General features: G+C 67.7%; 23 protein-coding genes and 4 pseudogenes. 21 read left to right on the top strand and 6 right to left on the bottom strand.

Going from position 1 to position 20,358, the window contains the following annotated elements; translation table 11 throughout:
* Positions 1-216 carry a flagellar hook protein FlgE gene (locus tag IFE19_RS13635; RefSeq protein WP_207823138.1) on the bottom strand — a complete coding sequence of 72 codons (216 nt, stop codon included), beginning with the start codon at positions 214-216 and terminating at the stop codon, positions 1-3.
* 225 nt (positions 217-441) lie between these two features.
* Here IFE19_RS13635 and IFE19_RS13630 point away from each other — a divergent pair, with 225 nt between their 5' ends.
* Positions 442-2,436, top strand: a complete 1,995-nt coding sequence (locus IFE19_RS13630; RefSeq protein ID WP_207823137.1) for a DEAD/DEAH box helicase — start codon at positions 442-444, stop codon at positions 2,434-2,436.
* Between the two features lie 47 nt (positions 2,437-2,483).
* Positions 2,484-2,816 (top strand): Mpo1-like protein, encoded by a 333-nt coding sequence (locus IFE19_RS13625; RefSeq protein WP_207823135.1) that lies wholly within the window; start codon positions 2,484-2,486, stop codon positions 2,814-2,816.
* Positions 2,817-2,888: 72 nt separating this feature from the next.
* On the opposite strand, the gene IFE19_RS13620 is transcribed toward IFE19_RS13625, so the two are convergent.
* A complete protein-coding gene (locus IFE19_RS13620; protein WP_207823133.1) occupies positions 2,889-3,443 on the bottom strand; it encodes a 3D domain-containing protein in 555 nt (184 codons plus the stop codon).
* Between the two features lie 402 nt (positions 3,444-3,845).
* On the opposite strand from IFE19_RS13620, the gene IFE19_RS13615 reads away from it, so the two are divergent.
* The 4 genes from IFE19_RS13615 (at position 3,846) to IFE19_RS13600 (ending at position 6,513) form a co-directional block, all read left to right on the top strand.
* A complete protein-coding gene (locus IFE19_RS13615) occupies positions 3,846-4,877 on the top strand; it encodes a phospholipase C/P1 nuclease family protein (protein WP_207823131.1) in 1,032 nt (343 codons plus the stop codon).
* A gap of 36 nt (positions 4,878-4,913) precedes the next feature.
* Entirely contained in the window at positions 4,914-5,699 is a 786-nt protein-coding gene (locus IFE19_RS13610; RefSeq protein ID WP_207823129.1) for an RNA methyltransferase, read from the top strand.
* A gap of 126 nt (positions 5,700-5,825) precedes the next feature.
* Positions 5,826-6,128, top strand: coding sequence for a GIY-YIG nuclease family protein (locus tag IFE19_RS13605; RefSeq protein ID WP_225910288.1), 303 nt, complete (start codon positions 5,826-5,828; stop codon positions 6,126-6,128).
* A gap of 61 nt (positions 6,129-6,189) precedes the next feature.
* The gene (locus IFE19_RS13600) at positions 6,190-6,513 is read left to right on the top strand and encodes a YnfA family protein (protein ID WP_207823127.1); all 324 of its coding nucleotides are present in this window, start codon (positions 6,190-6,192) and stop codon (positions 6,511-6,513) included.
* Here IFE19_RS13600 and IFE19_RS13595 read toward each other — a convergent pair.
* The 3 genes and pseudogenes from IFE19_RS13595 to IFE19_RS18035 all read right to left on the bottom strand — a co-directional run bounded on the left by IFE19_RS13595 (position 6,510) and on the right by IFE19_RS18035 (position 8,015).
* Positions 6,510-7,211 (bottom strand): NAD-dependent deacylase, encoded by a 702-nt coding sequence (locus IFE19_RS13595; protein ID WP_207827650.1) that lies wholly within the window; start codon positions 7,209-7,211, stop codon positions 6,510-6,512. The two genes, IFE19_RS13600 and IFE19_RS13595, sit on opposite strands and share 4 nt — an antisense overlap.
* 78 nt (positions 7,212-7,289) lie before the next feature.
* Positions 7,290-7,788, bottom strand: a pseudogene (locus tag IFE19_RS18040) (LysR substrate-binding domain-containing protein); the annotation flags it as partial.
* 44 nt (positions 7,789-7,832) lie between these two features.
* The gene (locus IFE19_RS18035; protein WP_318780476.1) at positions 7,833-8,015 is read right to left on the bottom strand and encodes a LysR family transcriptional regulator; all 183 of its coding nucleotides are present in this window, start codon (positions 8,013-8,015) and stop codon (positions 7,833-7,835) included.
* Between the two features lie 255 nt (positions 8,016-8,270).
* On the opposite strand from IFE19_RS18035, the pseudogene IFE19_RS13585 reads away from it, so the two are divergent.
* The 10 genes and pseudogenes from IFE19_RS13585 to IFE19_RS18140 all read left to right on the top strand — a co-directional run.
* A pseudogene (locus IFE19_RS13585) lies at positions 8,271-9,379 on the top strand (S-(hydroxymethyl)glutathione dehydrogenase/class III alcohol dehydrogenase).
* Positions 9,380-9,566: 187 nt separating this feature from the next.
* The gene (locus IFE19_RS13580; RefSeq protein WP_225910287.1) at positions 9,567-9,845 is read left to right on the top strand and encodes a VOC family protein; all 279 of its coding nucleotides are present in this window, start codon (positions 9,567-9,569) and stop codon (positions 9,843-9,845) included.
* Between the two features lie 82 nt (positions 9,846-9,927).
* A complete protein-coding gene (locus IFE19_RS13575; RefSeq protein ID WP_207823125.1) occupies positions 9,928-10,629 on the top strand; it encodes a hypothetical protein in 702 nt (233 codons plus the stop codon).
* Between the two features lie 66 nt (positions 10,630-10,695).
* The gene (locus IFE19_RS13570) at positions 10,696-10,974 is read left to right on the top strand and encodes a hypothetical protein (protein WP_207823123.1); all 279 of its coding nucleotides are present in this window, start codon (positions 10,696-10,698) and stop codon (positions 10,972-10,974) included.
* A complete protein-coding gene (locus IFE19_RS13565) occupies positions 10,962-11,252 on the top strand; it encodes a hypothetical protein (RefSeq protein ID WP_207823121.1) in 291 nt (96 codons plus the stop codon). The genes IFE19_RS13570 and IFE19_RS13565 overlap by 13 nt, the downstream gene beginning before the upstream one ends.
* Before the next feature lie 18 nt (positions 11,253-11,270).
* Positions 11,271-12,104, top strand: coding sequence for an S-formylglutathione hydrolase (fghA, locus tag IFE19_RS13560; protein ID WP_207823119.1), 834 nt, complete (start codon positions 11,271-11,273; stop codon positions 12,102-12,104).
* A 6-nt stretch (positions 12,105-12,110) separates the two neighbouring features.
* Entirely contained in the window at positions 12,111-12,344 is a 234-nt protein-coding gene (locus tag IFE19_RS13555) for a hypothetical protein (protein WP_207823117.1), read from the top strand.
* A 112-nt stretch (positions 12,345-12,456) separates the two neighbouring features.
* A pseudogene (locus tag IFE19_RS18145) lies at positions 12,457-14,284 on the top strand (DUF885 domain-containing protein).
* Between the two features lie 472 nt (positions 14,285-14,756).
* The gene (locus IFE19_RS17900; protein ID WP_263972788.1) at positions 14,757-15,251 is read left to right on the top strand and encodes a DUF885 family protein; all 495 of its coding nucleotides are present in this window, start codon (positions 14,757-14,759) and stop codon (positions 15,249-15,251) included.
* Positions 15,134-16,090, top strand: a pseudogene (locus IFE19_RS18140) (DUF885 domain-containing protein); the annotation flags it as partial. The gene IFE19_RS17900 and the pseudogene IFE19_RS18140, both read left to right, overlap by 118 nt.
* 177 nt (positions 16,091-16,267) lie before the next feature.
* Here the strand turns inward: IFE19_RS18140 and IFE19_RS13540 are convergent.
* Complete coding sequence (locus tag IFE19_RS13540) at positions 16,268-17,401, bottom strand: DUF1176 domain-containing protein (RefSeq protein ID WP_207823115.1); 1,134 nt, start codon at positions 17,399-17,401, stop codon at positions 16,268-16,270.
* Here IFE19_RS13540 and IFE19_RS17785 point away from each other — a divergent pair.
* From IFE19_RS17785 to IFE19_RS18185, 5 genes are all read left to right on the top strand, one after another.
* Positions 17,400-17,642 (top strand): hypothetical protein, encoded by a 243-nt coding sequence (locus IFE19_RS17785; RefSeq protein WP_225910537.1) that lies wholly within the window; start codon positions 17,400-17,402, stop codon positions 17,640-17,642. The genes IFE19_RS13540 and IFE19_RS17785 overlap by 2 nt on opposite strands.
* Before the next feature lie 111 nt (positions 17,643-17,753).
* The gene (locus tag IFE19_RS13535; protein ID WP_263972787.1) at positions 17,754-18,698 is read left to right on the top strand and encodes an NADP-dependent isocitrate dehydrogenase; all 945 of its coding nucleotides are present in this window, start codon (positions 17,754-17,756) and stop codon (positions 18,696-18,698) included.
* Positions 18,699-19,160: 462 nt separating this feature from the next.
* On the top strand, positions 19,161-19,586 hold the full coding sequence (locus tag IFE19_RS13530; protein WP_225910515.1) for a DUF2939 domain-containing protein: 426 nt from the start codon (positions 19,161-19,163) through the stop codon (positions 19,584-19,586).
* A gap of 150 nt (positions 19,587-19,736) precedes the next feature.
* Positions 19,737-19,952, top strand: coding sequence for an RraA family protein (locus IFE19_RS17780; RefSeq protein WP_225910536.1), 216 nt, complete (start codon positions 19,737-19,739; stop codon positions 19,950-19,952).
* Positions 19,928-20,350, top strand: a complete 423-nt coding sequence (locus IFE19_RS18185) for an RraA family protein (RefSeq protein ID WP_263972786.1) — start codon at positions 19,928-19,930, stop codon at positions 20,348-20,350. Before IFE19_RS17780 ends, IFE19_RS18185 begins: the two co-directional genes overlap by 25 nt.
* The last annotated feature ends 8 nt before the right edge of the window (positions 20,351-20,358 follow it).

Here is a 20,358-nt window from a genome sequence, read left to right as displayed (position 1 = left end):
TTAAACCAGAATATCCAGCAGGGTTCCCGTCATCTCGTCCGCCGTCCGCGCCACGGCGGCGTTGGCGGAGAAGTCTTGCCTGGCGCGGATCTGTTCGACCGCCTCGACCGCCAGGTTGTCCAGCGTGCCTGTCGCCGTGCGTCGGGCGCTGGCCTCGAAGCGGTTGGCGGCGTTCTGCATTCCGGCGGCGGCGATGCTCAGGGGCGGGATCGTCATGATCGGTCTCCGGGCGGCGAAAGGAACTCTGCGAACCGTCAGGATCGTGGCTTTGCGGTCAACGGCGCCTGAACAAGCGTGGTGAACGGCGGTCTTTTTGCGGAAATCCGCCGCATCGGGGCCGTTATTGGTGTATAGAGACCGCCTCCTCATCGCCCGGCCGGCTGTTCGCCTTGGCCGGGCGCGGTCGTTTCGACGGCCGCCATGCTCTTTTTCAGGTCGTATATGCCCTTTCCCGCGATCCACCCCGCGCTAGACCGCGCCCTCGCCAACAAGGGCTATGCCGAGCCCACCCCCGTCCAGGCGGCGGTTCTGGAAGGCCACGGCGAGGCCGACATGCTGGTCTCGGCCCAGACCGGATCGGGCAAGACGGTGGCCTTCGGCCTGGCGGCGGCCTCGAGCCTGCTGGGCGAGAACGAAACCTTCGGTCCCGCCGATGCCCCGCTGATGCTGGCCATCGCCCCGACGCGCGAACTGGCGCTGCAGGTCTCGGCCGAGCTGGAATGGCTGTACGGCGAGTCCAAGGCCAAGATCACCACCTGCGTCGGCGGCATGGACGCCCGCAAGGAAGCTCGTGCGCTCAACTTCGGCATCCACATCGTGGTCGGCACGCCCGGCCGCCTGAAGGACCACATCGACCGCGGCAACCTGGACCTGTCGGCGCTGAAGGTGCTGGTGCTCGACGAGGCCGACGAGATGCTCGACATGGGCTTCCGCGAGGACCTGGAATACATCCTCGAGCAGTCGCCGCCCGAACGCCGCACCCTGCTGTTCTCGGCCACCATCGCCCGCGACATCGCCATGATGGCCAAGCGCTATCAGCGCGACGCCGTGCGCATCGACACCGTCGACCGCAGCCAGCCGCACAGCGACATCGAATACCGCGCCCTGCGCATCGCCCCGAACGAGATCGAGCACGCCGTCGTCAACGTGCTGCGCTTCTATGAGGCGCCGGGCGCCCTGGTCTTCTGCTCGACGCGCGACAGCGTGCGTCATCTGCAGTCGTCGCTGCTGGAGCGCGGCTTCGCGACCGTGGCCCTGTCGGGCGAAATGGGCCAGCGCGAGCGTACCGACGCCCTGCAGGCCCTGCGCGACGGCCGCGCCCGCGTCTGTGTCGCCACCGACGTGGCCGCGCGCGGTCTGGACCTGCCCGACCTGGGTCTGGTGATCCACGCCGAGCTGCCGATCAACAAGGCGACCATGCTGCACCGCTCGGGCCGCACCGGCCGCGCGGGCAAGAAGGGCACGTCCATCCTGCTGGTGCCGAGCAGCCGTCGCCGGAAGGCCGAGATGCTGCTGGGCTCGGCCGGGGTCGAGGCGACCTGGGCCGGGGCGCCGACCGCCGACGAGATCCTGGCCAAGGACGAGCAGCGCCTGCTGGCCGCCCCGGTCTTCGCCGAGGAAGGCAGTGAGGACGACGCCGGCCTGATCGCCAAGCTGGTGGCCGAGCGCACGGCGGAAGACCTGGCTCGCGCCCTGCTGGTCCTGCTGCGCAAGGACCTGCCGGCGCCCGAGGACCTAGTCGATCCGGGCCAGGGCCCGCAGCGCAAGCCGCGCGGCGAGAGCGGCGACGCCTTCGCCGCCGGAGCCTCGCCCTTCGAGCGTCTGCAGCCGGACCAGGTGTCGTGGTTCCGCATGGACATCGGCCGCAACCGCAACGCCGATCCCAAGTGGCTGATCCCGATGATCTGCCGCATCGGCGGCATCACCAAGCAGCAGATCGGCTCGATCAAGACCTTCCCCGAGGAGACTCGCTTCGAGATCGCCAACACCCACGTCGAGGCCTTCCAGAAGCTGGCGGCCATGAACACCAGCGAGGCGAACATCACGCCTTCGGAGGCCCCGCATTCGGGCATGTTCAAGGGCGGGACGCGCAACCGTCGCGACGAAGGCGGCGAGCGCCCCTACGCCAAGAAGCCCTTCCGCCGCGACGAGGATGGGGAGGGCGGCCGTCCGCCGTTCAAGAAGAAGCCGTGGCAGCCGCGCGAGGGTGAAGGCGGCGGCGACCGTCCGGCCTTCAACAAGAAGCCCTACGCCCCGCGCACCGAGGGCGAGCGCCTTGAGCGTTCCGAAGGCGGCTTCGCCAAGGGGCCGGGCGCCAAGAAGCCGTTCAAGCCCAAGTCGGACTTCAAGGCCGGCGGCAAGCCGGGCTTCAAGCCGGCCGGCAAGCCTTTCGCCAAGGGCCCCAAGGGTCCCAAGAGCGGCAAGCGCTTCGACTGATTGATCCCTGACTTGCCCCCGGCGCGATCCGGGGGCAGGCTGGGGTCATGAACACCGAGCCGTCCGCCCAAGGGCCAGAAGGCCGATACGCCTCGTTCGAGGCCTTCTATCCCTATTATATCCACGAACATGCCAACCGGACCTGCCGCCGCATCCATGTGGTCGGGACGGGCCTGGTGATCGCCGCCTTCCTGGCCTTCTGCGTCACGCTGAACGCCTGGTGGCTGCTGGCCATGCCGGTGGTCGGCTACGGCTTCGCCTGGGTCGGGCATTTCTTCTTCGAGAAGAACCGGCCCGCGACCTTTAAATATCCGCTGTGGAGCCTGATGGGCGACTTCCGGCTCTTCTTCGAGACGGTAAGCGGCAAGCGGAAGTTCTGAGGCGCCCCGCGCGCAACAAAAAGCCGACCGGAGCGATCCGGTCGGCTTTTTTGTCGGAGGGCTTTGCCGCCCTTAGTTCGAGGCCGTTTCCCAGGCCGGAGGGCAGCCGTCGAAGTCGCCGGCGTCGGCGATGGTCAGGGTCTTCATGTTCAGGCTCATGGCCTGACGCATCGAGCCGCGACCGTGACCGGTATAGAGGTCGATCTTGGCGCCCTTGATCGCGCCGCCGGTGTCCGAGGCGTACCAGTAGCCGTCGTGAATGGTGCCGTCGCTCATGCGCAGGCCGACCGTTTCACGGATGAAAAGCTTGGTGCGGCGCGGGATGACGCGGGGATCGACAGCGACCGTGCGCATGGCGATCGGACGGCAACCGAGCGAGTCGTTGCCCGTCGCGCCGCCGCCGCCTGCGTGATAGAGGCGGGCCGAAGCGCGCCAGTCGGGATCGCCCGCCATCAGCTCGGCCTGTTCGGCGGAGAGAGCGGACGCATCAGCGGAACTTTCAGCCGCCGCAGCAGTTTCCATTGCAGCCGTTTCGATCGCGACAACGGCTTCATAGGACTGAGGCTCTCCGGAACCGGAGAAGGCCATAGCCCAGAACATGGCAAGCGCAGCGGCTGTGTTCAGCATCGAACAGACTCGGAAAGCACCGGTCCCGACACGATCCGGCGTCGGGTTTTTGACCGTCAATTGTGGCGGAAACGTGGCGCTTGAGATCAGACCTGCCCCGGAGGCTCGATCATCGTTCGATTAGTCCACAGGTGCATGAGCATATCGCGCAAATGTCACAGCATATGTGTCAGCAACGAAATCAGTATTGGCTTTGCTTGGCTTCTATACTGTGGGGATCAGCTTTCCGGTTAACACCTGTGTCTGGCGGTGTAACACTTTATTGCGAAGAATGTCTGCGTTTCGGCTCAAGATAACGGCGGCGTGATCGCGCCGACACGCCCTGATCAGCGTGGCTGGAGGCGCGGCCGTGAATGGGATAAGCGGTCGTTTCCCCACGAATTTTTCCGCCGGTGTTCTCCGATGAAGCGTCAAGTCAAACGCCTGATGATCTCCGCCGCCGCCCTGATGTTGGTCGCGGCCCCCGCTGTTCATGTGGACGCTTGGGGAAATACCGGCCACCGCCTGATCGGCGTCGCGGCCATGCGTGGTCTCAGCGACGACCTGCCCGCCTTCCTGCGCACGCCGGGCGCCATCGCCGACGTCGGCGAACTGGCGCGCGAGCCCGACCGCTGGAAGGGCGCCGGTCAGCCGCACGACCGCGAACGCGACACGGCCCACTTCATCGACTTCGACGACAACGGCCATGCGATGACGGCCAACGGCCCGCATATCGACGCCCTGCCCCGTCTGAAGTCCGACTTCGACACCGCCCTGGTGCAGGCGGGGATCAAGATCGACGAGGTCGGCTATCTGCCTTACGCCCTGATGGACGCCTATCAGAACCTGGGCCGCGACTTCGCCTACTGGCGTGTTCTGACCGCCGCCGAGGGCCGCGAAATGGACCCCGGAAAGAAGGCCTGGTACCGCGCCGACCGCGAGCGCCGCGAGGCCCTGATCCTGCGCGACATCGGCGTCCTGGCCCATTACGTCGGCGACGGCTCGCAGCCGCACCATACCTCGATCCACTTCAACGGCTGGGGCGACTATCCCAACCCCGAGGGCTTCACCAACTCGCGCCGCACCCACGGCGTCTTCGAGGGCGAGTTCACCTCACGCGTTGCGCGTCTGGACACGGTCGAGGCGGCCATGAACCAGCCGCAGGTCTCAAGCCTGGACCTGCGCACCCGCACCGCCGCCTATCTGAAGACGACGCTGGGCACGGTCATTCCCTTCTACCGTCTGGAAAAGGCGGGCGGCTTCAACGACGCCGATCCGCGCGGCGCGGCCTTCGTCAACGAGCGTCTGGCGGCGGGCGCTTCGGAACTGCGCGACCTGATCATCCTCAGCTGGCGCGAGAGCGGCACGGCCTCCATCGGCTGGCCCGCCGTCAAGGTGGCCGAGGTCGAGGCCGGCGCGGTCGACCCCTGGACCTCGATGATCGGCGAGGACTGACTTTCGCGAGACGGCGTGGAGGGGTAGGGGACGCCCATGACTGAACTCACGCCCCCCGTCGTCATCCTCGACAAGTCCCAGATGGCCGAAAACATCGGCGCGGTCGCCCGCGTCATGGCGAACTTCGGCCTGTCGGAACTGCGGCTGGTCAGCCCGCGCGACGGCTGGCCCCAGGACCGCGCCTGGGCCACCGCCTCGGGCGCCGACTGGGTGCTGGAGGACGTCAAGGTCTTCGACAGCGTGGCCGAGGCGATCCACGACCTGAACACCGTCTTCGCCACCACCGCCCGCCCGCGCGAGACGCGCCAGCCGGTGCGCACCCCGCGCGAGAGCGCCCGCATCCTCTATGACGATACAGCGTCTGGCCTGAAGACCGGCCTGCTGTTCGGCGGCGAGCGAGCGGGGCTGGAAACGACCGACATCGCCCTGTGCGCCGGCATCACCACCATCCCGATCGACCCGAAGCACCACTCGCTGAACCTGGCCCAGGCCGTGGCCATCAACGCCTATGAGTGGCGCACCCTGATCCTGGACGCCCCGCCGCCGCGCTTCCGCGAGGGCGAGCCGCCCGCGTCGAACGAACTGCTGATCGGCATGTACGAACACTTTGAGGCCGAGCTGGAGGCCGGGGGCTTCTTCCACCCGCCCGAGAAGAAGCCGTCGATGAGCCAGAACCTGCGCGTCATGCTGGGCCGCGCCGCCTTCACCGAACAGGAAGTCGCCACCATGCGCGGCGCCATCCACGCCCTCGCCAAGGGCCGCGGCCGGGTCCTGGCCAAGCTGGCCGAAAAGCGCGCGGCGGAAGCGAAGAAGGGCGAGTAGGCCTGCTCCCTTCCGTTATCCTCGGGGCGGCGCAGCCGAACCCGGGGACCCAGGCGGTTGGATCGTTAGTGCCTTGTCCGGTCGAGGCGCTGCGTGCTGAATGCCCCGGCTTGGGAGGGTAGGCGAATGCGAAATCCAGACGCGATCATCGCCGCCTACATCATGGCCAGCCGTCGCAACGGCACACTCTACACCGGCGTCACGAGCGACCTTCATGCTCGCATCTGGCAGCATAAGCTTGGCACGTTTCAGGGCTTCACGGACGCTTATGCTTGCAAAGGTCTGGTGTGGTTCGAGCCTCAAGCTGGCATGGTCGAGGCTATTCGTCGGGAGAAGCAGATCAAGAAATGGCCGAGGCAGTGGAAGCTCAATCTGATCGAGGCGGGCAACCCGCAGTGGGAAGACCTGGCGGCCTCATGGTTCGTTTGACCGTCTGGGTCCCCGGGCTCCGCTCGCAAACGCGAGCGGCCCCGAGGATGACGGAGATAAAATGAAACTCGCCCTCATCTACCCCCTCGCCGCGCTGGCCGAGATCGGCGGCTGCTTCGCCTTCTGGGCCTGGCTGAAGCTGGATCGCTCGCCGTGGTGGCTGGCGCCGGGCGTGCTCAGTCTGATCGCCTTCGCCTGGTTGCTGACCCTGGTTCCGACCGAGGCGGCGGGGCGGGCGTTTGCGGCCTATGGGGGGGTCTATATCGTCGCCTCGCTGGCGTGGATGGGGCTGGTCGAGAAGACGACGCCGGACCGCTGGGACGTCATCGGCGGCGCGGTCTGTCTGATCGGGGCGGGGGTGATCCTGTTCGGGCCGCGCGGCTAAAGCGCGTCGAAGAAGGCGGGCACGGCCTCGGTGGCGGGGCCGTAGACGCCTTCGTCGAACAGGCGCGCGCCCTGGGTCGGTTCCAGGTTGATCTCCACCGTCCGCGCCCCGGCCATGCGCGCCAGCTGGACGAAGCCCGCCGCCGGATAGACCGCGCCTGAGGTGCCGATGGAGACAAAGAGGTCGCAGGCCTCCAGCGCCGCCTCGATCCGCTCCATCGCCAGCGGCATCTCCCCGAACCAGACAATGTGCGGGCGCAAGACGCCCTGCGGATGATGCGGCGAGGCGTGCGCGGTCTCCAGATCGCCGGTCCAGTAGTAGACGGCGCCCGACGCCGTGCAGCGCGCCTTCAGCAGTTCGCCGTGCATGTGGATCAGCTCGAACCCCGGCGCGGGCGGGGTCTCGACGTGCGCCCGGTCGTGCAGGTCGTCGACGTTCTGCGTCACCAGCAGGAAGTCGCCCCGCCACCGCGCCGCCAGATCGGCCAGGGCCCGGTGCGCGGCGTTGGGCGCGACCTTGGCCAGATGCCGCCGCCGCTGGTTGTAGAAGTCCTGCACCAGGGCCGGGTCAGCCGCGAACCCCTCGGGGGTCGCCACCGCCTCGATGCGATGCCCCTCCCACAGCCCGTCCGAGGCGCGGAAGGTCGGCACGCCGCTCTCGGCCGAGATGCCGGCGCCGGTCAGGACGACGAGGTTCATGCGGGGGCTCCTCTGGGCGAGACGGTCGTGCAGCCAGTCGATCATGGCGCGGACCTTGGGCGGGACGTGGCGGGGGTGGGGATGGACGGCCCAGACGCCTTCGTCGGGCGGGCGGGCCTCGTCCAGCAGGGAGACGAGGGCGCCCGTGGCCAGCGCCTCGGCCACATAGAAATCGGGCAGCTGGCACAGACCCAGCCCCTGCCGCGCCGCGTCCAGCACCGCCGCGCCGGAGTTGCAGCGCCAGCGGCCGGGGGCGCAGGGTCACCTCGCGCCCCGCCTCGGTGAAGCGCCAGTGCTCGGCCGAGCCGATCAGGCCGTCGTGGCTGGCGATCTCGGACAGGTCGCGCGGGGCGCCGCGTCGCGCCAGATAGTCGGGGCTGGCGCACAGGATCAGGCGCCGCGAGGCCAGCCGTCGCGCCATCAGCCGCGAGTCGGTCAGGTGGCCGAACCGCACCGCCAGATCATAGCCGTCGCCGACCAGATCGCGCAGGCGATTGTCGAGGTCCAACTCGATGCGCAGTTCCGGGTTCTGGCGCGCGAAGGCGTTGACGGCGGGGGGCGATGAAACGCTCGCCATAGGAGACCGAGCAGGTCATGCGCAGCAGGCCGCGCGGGGCCTGATCATCGGGCTGGACGGCGGCCAGGGCCTCGTCGCGCTCGTCGATCAGGGCGGCGGCAGCGGGCCAGAAAGTCGCGGCGGCCCGCGTCGGTCAGCTCGACCCGGCGGGTGGTGCGATGAAGCAGGCGGGTCTGCAGCCGGTCCTCCAGCCGGGCGATCTCGCGGCTGACGGCAGATGTGGACAGTCCCAGCCGCCGGGCGGCGGCTGAGAAGCTGGCCTGTTCGGCGACAGCGGTGAATCTCGTCGATCCCGTCCCAACGGCTCATGGGGACGTTGGATCAGGATTATTGCTCAACAGCAATAATGTTTTGCGGTTGTCGCCGTTTCGACCCAGCCGCATCGGGCGTAGTAAGGTCGCCAAATCACCCGCCCACCTCATGTCCCTGAAGCAGCGAGCGACCGCGTCGCGAGCGATAGGGACGTCCGAAGGACCAGCATCATGAAAACCCGCGCCGCCGTTGCGTTCGAAGCCAAACGCCCGCTCGAGATCGTCGAGGTCGATCTGGAAGGCCGCGCGCGCGGGCGAGGTGCTGATCGAGATCAAGGCCACCGGCGTCTGCCACACCGACGCCTATACGCTGGACGGGTTGGACTCTGAGGGCATCTTCCCCTCGATCCTGGGCCACGAGGGCGCGGGCGTGGTGGTGGAAGTCGGGCCGGGCGTGACCAGCCTTGAGGTCGGCGACCACGTCATCCCGCTGTACACGCCGGAATGCCGCCAGTGTAAGTCGTGCCTGAGCCGCAAGACCAATCTGTGCACCTCGATCCGGGGCACGCAGGGCAAGGGCCTGATGCCCGACGGCACCAGCCGCTTTTTCCTACAAGGGGCAGGCGATCGCCCACTACATGGGCTGCTCGACCTTCTCGAACTACACGGTCCTGCCCGAGATCGCGGTGGCGAAAATCCGCAAGGACGCCCCCTTCGACAAGGCCTGCTACGTCGGCTGCGGCGTGACGACGGGCGTGGGCGCGGTGGTCAACACGGCCAAGGTCGAGCCGGGCGCCAACGCCGTGGTCTTCGGTCTGGGCGGCATCGGCCTGAACGTCATTCAGGGGCTGAAGATGGTCGGGGCCGACATGATCATCGGCGCCGACATCAACGGCGACAAGGAAGAGTGGGGCCGTCGCTTCGGCATGACCCACTTCGTCAACCCTAAGGACGTGTCGGACGTGGTGGCCCATCTGGTCGAGATGACCGGCGGCGGCGCCGACTACACCTTCGACTGCACCGGCAACACCGTGGTCATGCGTCAGGCGCTGGAAGCCTGCCATCGCGGCTGGGGCGAGAGCGTCGTCATCGGCGTGGCCGAGGCCGGCAAGGAAATCTCGACCCGTCCGTTCCAACTGGTCACCGGTCGCGTCTGGAAGGGCTCGGCCTTCGGCGGCGCGCGCGGCCGCACCGACACGCCCAAGATCGCCGACTGGTACATGGACGGCAAGATCGAGATCGACCCGATGATCACCCCACCCCTGCCGCTGGAACGCATCAACGAAGCCTTCGACCTGATGCATGAGGGCAAGAGCATTCGGTCAGTGATCGTCTTCTAAAAGAGCGTTGCCAAACGAAACTGACTAAGCCTAGCTTGCGGCGCCCGGCGAACCGGCCGGGCGCATCATCGGGAGGAAGACCATGTTCACCCACGTCACCCTGGGCGCCAACGACGTTGAGGCGTCGCGCAAATCTCTATGACGCGGTGCTGGGGCTCTGGGCCATCAGCCAGGCACGCCCAGCGATGTGCCGCTGCCGGGCATCTGGTACATGACGCCGCGCGGCATGCTGGGCGTGGTCACGCCGCGCGACGGTCAGGCCTGTCACGCCAACGGCGGCACCATCGGTTTCGCGGCGGCCAGCCCGGAAGCCGTCATCGCCTTCGCCGAGGCCGGGATCGCGGCGGGCGGCGTGGCCATCGAGGACCCGGCGGGTCCGCGCAGCACGCCCTTCGGCGAAATGCATCTGGCCTATCTGCGCGACCCGTCGGGCAACAAGATCTGCGCCGTTCACCGGCCGTCTTAAAAGACAGGCTTGCGACAACTGACCACGGATGGCCTCAGCGTGATCCGCTACCAAAACCCCGGCAAACAGGGGGAGGATCATCATGAAATTCGACGCGCAGAAGGCTCTGATCGCCTATTCGGGCGTGCTGACGGCTGTCTTTGTGGGGGTGATGGTGTCGGGCGCGGTGTCGGGCGTCGGTCCGGCCCGCTTCACCGAGATCGACGTACAGCGCATCAATGTGCGCGAGCCGGACGGCACCCTGCGAATGGTGATCTCGAACCAGACGTCCTTCCCCGAAATTCCCCATCGCGGGCGCGAGGTTCCGCATCCGGGCCGGGACACGGCCGGGATGCTGTTCATGAACGAGGAAGGCACCGAGGTCGGCGGCCTGGTGTTCGGCGGCAAGAACGCTGACGGCGTCAAGTCGTCGGGCGGCAGCCTGACCTTCGACGGCTATGAACAGGATCAGACGGTCCAGATCATGGGCTTCCAGCAGGGCGCGCGACGGGTGTCCGGGGTCTTCGTCAACGACCGGCCTGAGGAGTCGATCGACTATGACGTGCTGACGCGTCTCGCCGGCATGACGCCCGAGGAACAGCAGGCGGCGATGCTGGCCGCCAACATGGACGGGCAGCCCCGCGCCTTCCTGGGGCGTCAGGGTTCGGGCGCGTCGGAACTGGTGTTGCGCGACGGCGCGGGTCGGGCGCGTCTGGTGCTGAGCGTGGCGGCTGACGGCGGCGCGCGCATCACTTTCCGGGACGAGAACGGTCAGGCGACCCGCGTGGTGACGCCCGAAGGTTGACGGCGGGCCTATCTGCCTGGGTCCACAAGGGATAAGGCAGGGCCTAGGTTTGAAGGCGGAGACGAGATGAGGGCGAAAGCGGCGATGACGGCGGGGCTGGCGGTGTTCAGCCTGTCGCTGGGATTGGCGGCCTGCGACCGGGGCGGCGACGTGGCGCCGGCGGCCGAAGCCCCTGCCGAGGCCTGGGTGGGCAAGGACGTGGTCCTTTATCTGCCCGATCCGGTCATGAAGGCGCGGGTCGAGGTCTCGGCCCTGTCGCCCTATGTCAACGCGGCGACGGCGGCGGCGGAAGGGGCGATCGCGCCGCGCCGGCCCAGCCCGGCGCCTCGGGCATGCTGCTGCTGATGGTCAAGCCGGACGGGCGGACGAAAGCCTGGGTCGTGACCGGCGACCCGGCCCCTAGCCCCGAGACGGTCCTAGCGGTGGTCGAGGCGGTCGAGGCCGTGCCCGCGCCCGCCGTGCGCGAGGGCCCGATTCTGGTCGGCGTCGGCTTTGACGCCTGGGGCGGCGGCGCGCCGCCCGCCGGGGCCAGCCCGCCCATCCCGCGCGACTGGTACGGTTATTTTGCAAAGGACGGCGGCCGACTGGATGACGCCTTCATGGCCCGCGTCTGGCCCGACTGATTTCAGGAGTCTGAGTTGATGGAAACCACCAAGACCCACGCCCTCCACGGCGGCGTTCTGCGCTATCTGAAGCACGACAGCGCTGCGACCGGCACGCCCATGACCCTGTCGGTCTTTGTCCCCGCCGGCGAAGGGCCTTTCCCGGTCCTGATCTGGCTGTCGGGCCTGACCTGCACCGAGGATAACTTCACCACCAAGGCCGGGGCCTACAGGGCCGCCGCCGAACACGGCGTCATCATCGTGGCGCCGGACACTTCGCCGCGCGGCGAAGGGGTGGCGGACGACCCCGCCTATGACCTGGGGCAGGGCGCGGGCTTCTATGTCGATGCGACGCAGGCCCCCTGGGCGCCGCACTTCCGCATGGAGACCTATGTCACGGACGAGTTGGTCGCCCTGATTGATGCGGAGTTTCCGACCACGAAGACGCGTTCGATCTTCGGTCACTCCATGGGCGGGCATGGGGCGCTGACCCTGGCCCTGCGTCATCCCCAGCTGTTCAGGTCGGTTTCGGCCTTCGCCCCGATCGCGTCGCCGACGCGTTGTCCGTGGGGCGAGAAGGCGTTTTCCGCCTATCTGGGCGAGGACCGCACCGAATGGGCCAGGCACGACGCGGCCCTGCTGATCGAAGGCGGTGCGGCGGCAGGGGCCTTCGACGATATCCTGGTGGATCAGGGCGACGCCGACAGCTTCCTGACCGATCAGTTGAAGCCCGAGTTGCTGGTCGCGGCGGCGGAAAAGGCGGGGCAGGGGCTGACCCTGAGGATGCAGCCGGGCTATGATCACTCCTACTTCTTCATGGCCAGCTTCGTGGACGACCACGTCGCCTTCCATGCGACTCGCCTGAAAGCCTGAGACTTCATGACCGACGCTTCCATCGACTTCGACGCCATGTTCGCCGCCCTGTGCAGCGAGGTTGGTTTCTGCCTGCATGAAAAGGGTCAGAAGAAGGTGATCGAGGCCCTGCCCAAGGGGCTGGACGCGGCGATGAAGGCGGTTCTGGCCGCAGAGGGCGTGGACGAACCCAATGCGCCGGGCGACCTGAAGAAGGCCGTCCGCGACGACTGCCTCAAGGCCCACGTCCAGCCGGGCTGATTTCGGGTGCGGCGCAGCATGGACGAAACTTCATTGCCGCCGCGATCATGACGCCTTGCAGGGCGGTGTCGCTTCGATAGTGTCCCTCCCATTGCTTTTGGGAGGAAGCCCGATGATGGACCGTCGCCGCCTGTTGATGACCGCCCGCCCTGGGGGCGCGTTCGCGACCTCGGGCGCAGCCCGCTTTCGCGCAGACCGCCGCGGCGCCCGGCGGGTCCAGCCTCGGCCCGGTTCCTGGCCCTGCTGGACAAGATCGCGCAGGAGATGATCCTGTCCGACCCCGAGACCCTGACCGCCCTGGGCATGGACCGTGGACCGATGGCCGCCGCCCGCTTCAAGCTGAGCGACCGCTCGCAGGCCAAGATCGACGCTGACAAGGTCAAGTTCATCGACGGCATGAAGGCGGTGAAGGCCATCGACAAGGCCCAGCTGACGCCGACCGAGCAGACCTATTACGACTCGCTCGAGTTCTTCGGCGACACGGTGCAGGAGGGGTACGGCTTCCCCTATGGCGGCGGCATGTTCCCATCGCCCTATACCGTCAGCCAACTGGGCGGCGCCTATCAGCAGATCCCGGACTTCCTCGACAGCCAGCACCGCATCGAGGCGGCGGACGACGCCGACGCCTACCTGTCGCGTCTGTCGGACTTCGCCAAGGGGCTGGACGCCGAGCGCGAGCGGATGCTGTCGGACTTCGCCGCCGGCGCCGTGCCGCCTGACTTCGTCATCGACCGCACCCTGACCCAGATGGCGGCCATCACCGGCACGGCTCCGGCCGACTCGGTCATGAGCCAGTCGCTGGCGCGCCGCACCGCCGAGAAGGCCATCCCCGGCGACTGGGCCGCGCGCGCCCAGGCCATCCTGACGGCCGAGGTCTATCCGGCCATCCAGCGTCAGGCTGACGCCCTCAAGACCGTGCGCCCCGGCGCCACCCACGACGGCGGCGTCTGGCGTCTGCCCAAGGGCGAGGACTATTACCGCTTCGGCCTGAAGTACTTCACCACCTCGTCGATGACGCCGGACGAGGTGCACCAGATGGGTCTGGAGCAGGTGGCCGAGATTTCGGCCCGCACCGACGCCCTGCTGAAGGCGCAAGGCATGACGCAAGGCACGGTCGGCGAGCGCGTCGCCGCCCTCGGCAGGATCCGCGCTTCGTCTATCCGAACACGGACGAAGCCAAGGAAGAGCTGATCAAGGAGCTGAACGCCCAGATGGTCGCCATGCAGGCGCGCATGCCGAACTACTTCGGCCGTCTGCCCAAGTCGCCGTGCGACATCAAGCGCGTGCCCAAGGCCATCGAGGCCGGGGCGCCGGGCGGATATTATCAGTCGCCGGCCCTGGATGGTTCGCGTCCGGGCGCCTACTACATCAACCTGCGTGACACGGCGGAATGGCCCAAGTGGACCCTGCCGACCCTGACCTATCACGAGGCGGTGCCGGGCCATCACTTCCAGATCGCCTTGCAGCAGGAACAGCCGGACACGCCTCTGCTGATGAAGGTCATGGGCTTCTCGGCCTATTCCGAGGGCTGGGGCCTGTACGCCGAGCAACTGGCGGACGAGATCGGCGCCTATGAGAACGACCCCTTCGGCCAGATCGGCTATCTGCAGTCGCTGATGTTCCGCGCCGCGCGTCTGGTCGTCGACTCGGGTCTGCACCACAAGCGCTGGAGCCGCGAGCAGGGCATCCGCTACATGGTCGACACCCTGGGCGATCAGGAGAGCAGCATCGCTACCGAGGTCGAGCGCTACTGCGTCTGGCCGGGCCAGGCCTCCAGCTACAAGGTCGGCCACACCACCTGGGTCAAGTTGCGCGAGGACGCCAAGCGTCGTCTGGGCAGCCGCTTCGACATTAAGGGCTTCCATGACACCGGCCTGAACCTGGGCGGCGTGCCGCTGACGGTGCTGGAGCGGACCATGAACGCATGGACGCCGACCTAGGCCTTCTGAACCACGGGCGCGCCGGCCCGACGATAGTCTGAGTGCAAAGAGGGGCGCGCGGCGTTGCGCCGTCCTCGTCGGGGAGTACCACCATGATCGATCGCCGCCGCCTTCTGCTGACCGCCGCCGCCACGGCCGCCGTCGCGCCCTCTCTGGGCGCCCCTCTCTGGCCCATGCCGCAACCAGCGACGCCGATGCGCGTCTGAACGCCCTGCTGGACGGCTGGTTCGAGGCCGACATCGACGAGTCGCCCGAGCGCGCCACCAACCTGGGCCTGGACAAGGCGCCCGCGCCGGTCTGTCGTCCAAGCTGAGCGAGGCCGGTCCGGACGCCATCCGCAAGGACCGCGACAAGGCCATCAGCCGCTGGGCCACGCTACGCGCCTTCGACCAGACGGGGTTGAGCGAAGCCGGGGCCCTGAACTACGCCATCGCCGCCTTCGGCCGCGAGACCTCGGCCGAGACCTCGCGCTTTGCTTACGGCGCCGGTCCGGGCCGTCCGTCCGTCGCCCTATGTCGTGACCCAGCTGTCGGGCGCCTATTTCGAGACTCCGGACTTCATGGACAACCAGCACCGCATCGAGGATGCGGCGGGCGCCGACGCCTTCCTGTCGCGTCTTTCGGCCTTCGCCGGGGTGCTGGACGGCGAGACGGACAAGGTGCGCGAGGACGCCGGTCTGGGCGTCATCCCGCCGGACTTCATCATTGACCGCATGCTGCCCCAGGTCCGCACCCTGCGTGACACGAACGCCGCCGACCTGGCCATGATCAAGTCGCTGGTGCGCAAGACCGCAGCCCTGAACCTGACCGGCTATGACGCCCGCGCGCCGCCGCCATCGTCGATCAGCAGATCAAGCCGGCCCTGGCCCGTCAGGTCGCGGCCCTGGAGGCCATCCGCCCGCAGGCGACGCACGACGCCGGGGTCTGGCGTCTGCCCGACGGCGAGGCCTTCTACGCCAATGGCCTGAAGTCCAACACGACCACGACCCTGAGCGCCGCCGAGATCCACAAGATGGGCAAGGAGCAGGTCGCCGAGATCAGCGCCGAGATCGACGCCATCCTGAAGTCGCAGGGCTATACCCAAGGCTCCGTCGGCGAACGCGTTCAGGCCCTGAACAAGGACCCGGCCCAGCTCTTCCCCAACACGGACGCGGGCAAGGCGGAGCTGCTGGCCTGGCTGAATCAGCAGGTCGCCGCGCTGGAGCCGAAGCTGCCGACCGTCTTCGGTCGTCTGCCCAAGACCCACGTCGAGATCCGCCGTGTCCCGGTCTCGATCCAGTCGGGCGCGCCGGGCGGATACTATCAGGGGCCGCCGCTGGATGGCTCGCGTCCGGGCGCCTACTACATCAACCTGCGCGACAGCGGGAACTGGCCGAAGTTCGCCCTGCCGACCCTGACCTATCACGAGGCCTCGCCGGGCCACCACCTGCAGGTCGCCCTGCAGCGCGAGTCGGCGAGCTGCCGCAATGGCGCCGCGCGGGGCGGCTTCTCGGCCTACAACGAAGGCTGGGCATTGTACGCCGAGGCGGTCGCCGCCAATGATCTGAACGCCTATGCGGCTGACCCGCTGGGCCGGGTCGGCTTCCTGATGTCCTATCTGTTCCGGGCCGTGCGTCTGGTGGTCCGACACCGGCATCCACGCCGAGCGCTGGAGCCGAGAACAGGCGGTCGAATACATGGCGGCCTCGGCGCCAAGCCGCTGGACGCCTCGAACAGCGAGATCAACCGCTACACCGTCTGGCCGGGCCAGGCCTGTTCCTACAAGGTCGGCCACACGGTCATTGCGCGCCTGCGAGCTGAAGCCGAAGCCAGGCCCGGCTTCGACCTGCGCGCCTTCCACGACAAGGTGCTGATGAACGGCTCCCCTGCCGCTGGCGGTGCTGGAAGCCCAGATGCGGGCCTGAGGCTTTGCGCAAGGGGAAACGAAAGGCGGCCCGGACGTTCGCGCGTCCGGGCCGTTTTCATGTCTGACGCTGAGTGGAGCTCAGGTCGCGGCGCGCCAGGTGGTCGGCCACAGGTCCTGGGGAACGGCCGTGCAACTCGGCATGACCTTCTCGTCCAGCAGGGCGAAGCGCTCGCCGGTCCAGGCCCAGACGCCCATGCGGCCGCAATCGCCCAGGCCGCGCCCCTTGCCGAAGGCGAAGAGGGTGCGGGTCTTGGGGTCGTAGCGGCTGTTGACCAGATCCTCCTCGCTGCCTGTCGCCGTGGGGAAGACGACCGGCTGGGGCGCGGTCCCGTCGGCCGGGGTGATGAAATAGGCCTGGCTGAAATTATAGGCGCCTTCGCCGCATGGCACGCTCCACAGCAGCCTGTCCGCCGCCAGGCGCGAGACCTCGACGTTCGGCTCGAACCGTTCGCCCCTGCGGGTTTCGGCCAGGCATTCCTTGACCTTGGGGTGGGCCAGAAGCGCTGGGGACAGGTCGTCCTGAACCAGGCCGTTCTGGGCGACAGCGGCGGCTACGGTCACGCGCGGGACGGCGGGGCCGGCGGGCACTTCGGCGGCGGGCCGGTCGCCGCGCCGGATCAGGGCGGTGGGCGTGTTCAGCCGACCCTGACGCTCGTCGATCCAGAGGAAGGCGGCGGCCGCCCCGCCCAGGCTGACCTTCATCTGCTCGTCCCCGCGTCGCAGGGCCATGAAGGAGCCGTTGCCCAGGTCGTGCAGCAGTTGGGGCGAAGGCGTCCTGAAGGCGATGACGTCGCCTTCCTCGTCCATCTTCGTGTTCTGGCCCGCATAGCGGCGGCCGTCGATCTCGGCGTAGACGTCGCCGGCGCCGTCCTCCAGACCCCAGCCGCCCATGTGGACGACGGGACGGGCCCCAGAACCGGGGGCCAGGGAAACCAGGACGAAGCCCATGTTTTCGTGCGCCGAACCAAAGGCCACGCAGTGATTGGTGTTGTCGCAGGTCGCGGTCCAGTCGCGGAACTCGCGCGTCATGCTGGGCGGGTTTGCCGTCGCCTGAGCCGCGAGAGCGGGCGATGTCGCCGCGGTCTCGATCGCGCGGTCAGCAGCGGCGGGCGCCGTCGCCGGCGTATCGCCTTCTTCTTCTCCGCAGGCCCCCAGAGCCAGCGGCAGGGTCAGGGCGGCGGAAGCGGTCAGCAACAGGCTGCGAAGCGTCATGGCGGGCGTCTCGTCGGCGAGGAAAGGGCGAAGCCCATCAACGGTCAAGCTGGACACTGGTTCAAGCCGCAACGGGGCTTTTTACGCCGCTACGCCGATCTGGCCGCTCAGGCTTTGCGCCCGCGCGCGCGTCTCGCTATACCGCCCGCACGATATTCCTTCCCTGATTAAGAGACAGAGGCAGAGCATGGCCAAGATCAAGGTCGCCAACCCCATCGTGGACATCGACGGCGACGAATGACCCGGATCATCTGGCAGATGATCAAGGACAAGCTGGTCTTCCCCTATCTGGACCTGGACCTCGACTACTACGACCTCGGCATGGAAAAACCGCGACGCCACCGACGACCAGGTGACGATCGACGCGGCCAAGGCCATCCAGAAGCATGGCGTCGGCGTCAAGTGCGCCACCATCACGCCGGACGAAGCCCGCGTTCAGGAATTCGGCCTGAAGAAGATGTGGAAGTCGCCGAACGGCACCATCCGCAACATCCTGGGCGGCGTCGTCTTCCGCGAGCCGATCATCTGCAAGAACGTCCCGCGTCTGGTCCCCGGCTGGACCCAGCCCATCGTCGTCGGCCGTCACGCCTTCGGCGACCAGTACAAAGGCCACGGACTTCCTGGTCCCCGGCCCGGGCAAGCTGACGATCAAGTTCCAGGGCGAGGACGGCCAGGTCATCGAGCACGAAGTGTTCGACTTCCCGTCGTCGGGCGTCGCCATGGGCATGTACAACCTGGACGACTCGATCACCGAGTTCGCCCGCGCCAGCTTCTCGTTCGGCCTGCACGCAACTTCCCGGTCTATCTGTCGACCAAGAACACCATCCTGAAAGCCTATGACGGCCGCTTCAAGGACATCTTCCAGAAGGTGTTCGACGAGGAATTCGCCGCCGAGTTCAAGGCCAAGGGCCTGACCTATGAGCACCGCCTGATCGACGACATGGTGGCCGCGGCCATCAAGTGGTCGGGCGGCTTCGTCTGGGCGTGCAAGAACTACGACGGCGACGTGCAGTCGGACGTCGTGGCTCAGGGCTTCGGCTCGCTGGGCCTGATGACCTCGGTGCTGATGACGCCGGACGGCAAGGTGCTGGAATCGGAAGCCGCCCACGGCACCGTGACCCGTCACTACCGCCAGCATCAGAAGGGCGAGGCCACCTCGACCAACTCGATCGCCTCGATCTTCGCCTGGACGCGCGGCTTCTCGCACCGCGCCAAGCTGACGACAACGCCGAGCTGGCCGAGTTCGCCGCCACCCTGGAACGCGTCGTGGTCGAGACCGTCGAGTCGGGTTTCATGACCAAGGACCTGGCCCTGCTGGTCGGCGACCAACAGTCGTGGCTGACCACCGAAGGCTTCCTGGACAAGGTGTCCGAGAACCTGCGCAAGGCCCTGCCGAACATTGGCTAGTGGCGCTATCGCGCTTCGCGCTGCTTGAGCGCGAGGTCGTGAACATCAAGGCCCGTTGGAGAAATCCGGCGGGCCTTTTGCTGTCCACCGCCACCCCAACCGCCGTCCAAGGGTTAACGACCCTTGAGCCCCCGTCGAACCATGCCCTTAATGTCATTGGGGTTTCCGAGGTCGTGTGCGTCACATGTCGCTTGCCCGTCGCGTTCGTAAGGCAGGGGAGGGCCGATGAACCAGAAACTGATTATTCGACTGGGGGCGCCGCCGTGGCGGTCTTCGTCCTGACCTATGCCGCGTCGCCCTTGCTGGCGGCGCGCTCGCTGGTGCAGGCGGCCAGAACGGGTGACGAAAGGCGCTGGAGCGCCAGGTCCGCTTTCCCGCCTTTCGCGCCAGCCTCAAGGACGAACTGAGCGAACGCATGGTCGCCGAGATGCGCAAGGACAGCCGACTGGGCGACAGCGGCCTGTCGGGCCTGGGCATGCTGCTGGCCCCGGCGCTCGTGGGCGGCGCGGTGGACGCCTTCGTCACGCCCCAGGCCATCTCGGCCATGGTGCAGGAGGGCAAGGCGCCCAAGCCTGACCTGGCCAAGGTCGAGCCGGAGACCGGGACGAGGTCCGAGAGCAAGAAGGTGCGTCAGTCCTGGGGCTACCGCGACCTCGACACCTTCGCCGTCACCCTGACCCGCGATGACCAGCCGGACGAGCGGGTCTCCCTGCTGATGAAGCGCCGCAACCTGTTCGGTTGGAAGCTGGCGGGCATTGATCTGAGCAAGCCGGAATAGAGCGCCCTTCCCCATCGGGGAGAAGGGAGGCGCTGACCGGGAGAAGCATCAAGCTCCTGGCTTGCGGGTCCGCTTCGCGCGGGGATGACGGCAAGGGGAAGACAGGACGCCCTACCGGGCAGACTTGGCTGCAAGAAACCGGAGCCTCTCATGACCCCCGCCACAGCCGCCACCGCCGATCTTTGCGACGCCCACCCCGAGGCGGTGAAGGTCTGCCAGATCCCGTTCCTCAGCTTCGGTCAGGTCCCTGCCTTCCACGGACCGATCCGCACCCTCAGCGTACTGGACGACAACGCCCTGGTCCGTCAGGTGCTGGAGCGGCCGGGTCAGGGGCGGTCCTGGTGGTCAACGGCGGCGGCTCGCTGAAGCGCGCCCTGGTCGGCGACAACCTGGCCAAGCTGGCCATCGACAACGGCTGGGCCGGGATCGTGGTCCACGGCGCCATCCGCGACAGCGGCGTCATCAATACGATGCAGGTCGGCGTGAAGGCCGTCGGAACCATCCCCCTGCGCGCCGACCGCGACGCCATAGGCGAGATCGACATTCCCACCGCCTTTTGGCGGCGTCATCTTCACCCCCGACGACTGGCTCTACGCCGACGCGGACGGGGTCATCGTCGCGCCGCATCGCCTGCACGATTAGAGCCCGCCGGGCCGGAAAAGCACGCCCCCCGCGCACGCGATCACGCGCCAGTGATGCGCTCGGCGCAAAATCCCTATATGACGCCCGTTCCGATATTCTCCCCGCGCGCCCGAATTCCTTAGAGCGATAC

Source organism: Brevundimonas pondensis (assembly GCF_017487345.1).
Lineage (GTDB): Bacteria > Pseudomonadota > Alphaproteobacteria > Caulobacterales > Caulobacteraceae > Brevundimonas > Brevundimonas pondensis.
The sequence above is the reverse complement of the archived record's forward strand: the minus strand, read 5'-3'. Positions and strand labels throughout refer to the sequence as shown.

Coding starts and splice junctions, on each gene's coding strand:
- IFE19_RS13635 (WP_207823138.1), bottom strand. CDS start 216: ATGACGATCCCGCCCCTGAGCATCGCCGCCGCCGGAATGCAGAACGCC.
- IFE19_RS13630 (WP_207823137.1), top strand. CDS start 442: ATGCCCTTTCCCGCGATCCACCCCGCGCTAGACCGCGCCCTCGCCAAC.
- IFE19_RS13625 (WP_207823135.1), top strand. CDS start 2,484: ATGAACACCGAGCCGTCCGCCCAAGGGCCAGAAGGCCGATACGCCTCG.
- IFE19_RS13620 (WP_207823133.1), bottom strand. CDS start 3,443: ATGCTGAACACAGCCGCTGCGCTTGCCATGTTCTGGGCTATGGCCTTC.
- IFE19_RS13615 (WP_207823131.1), top strand. CDS start 3,846: ATGAAGCGTCAAGTCAAACGCCTGATGATCTCCGCCGCCGCCCTGATG.
- IFE19_RS13610 (WP_207823129.1), top strand. CDS start 4,914: ATGACTGAACTCACGCCCCCCGTCGTCATCCTCGACAAGTCCCAGATG.
- IFE19_RS13605 (WP_225910288.1), top strand. CDS start 5,826: ATGCGAAATCCAGACGCGATCATCGCCGCCTACATCATGGCCAGCCGT.
- IFE19_RS13600 (WP_207823127.1), top strand. CDS start 6,190: ATGAAACTCGCCCTCATCTACCCCCTCGCCGCGCTGGCCGAGATCGGC.
- IFE19_RS13595 (WP_207827650.1), bottom strand. CDS start 7,211: ATGAACCTCGTCGTCCTGACCGGCGCCGGCATCTCGGCCGAGAGCGGC.
- IFE19_RS13575 (WP_207823125.1), top strand. CDS start 9,928: ATGAAATTCGACGCGCAGAAGGCTCTGATCGCCTATTCGGGCGTGCTG.
- IFE19_RS13570 (WP_207823123.1), top strand. CDS start 10,696: ATGAGGGCGAAAGCGGCGATGACGGCGGGGCTGGCGGTGTTCAGCCTG.
- IFE19_RS13565 (WP_207823121.1), top strand. CDS start 10,962: ATGCTGCTGCTGATGGTCAAGCCGGACGGGCGGACGAAAGCCTGGGTC.
- fghA (WP_207823119.1), top strand. CDS start 11,271: ATGGAAACCACCAAGACCCACGCCCTCCACGGCGGCGTTCTGCGCTAT.
- IFE19_RS13555 (WP_207823117.1), top strand. CDS start 12,111: ATGACCGACGCTTCCATCGACTTCGACGCCATGTTCGCCGCCCTGTGC.
- IFE19_RS17785 (WP_225910537.1), top strand. CDS start 17,400: ATGGCGGGCGTCTCGTCGGCGAGGAAAGGGCGAAGCCCATCAACGGTC.
- IFE19_RS13540 (WP_207823115.1), bottom strand. CDS start 17,401: ATGACGCTTCGCAGCCTGTTGCTGACCGCTTCCGCCGCCCTGACCCTG.
- IFE19_RS17780 (WP_225910536.1), top strand. CDS start 19,737: ATGACCCCCGCCACAGCCGCCACCGCCGATCTTTGCGACGCCCACCCC.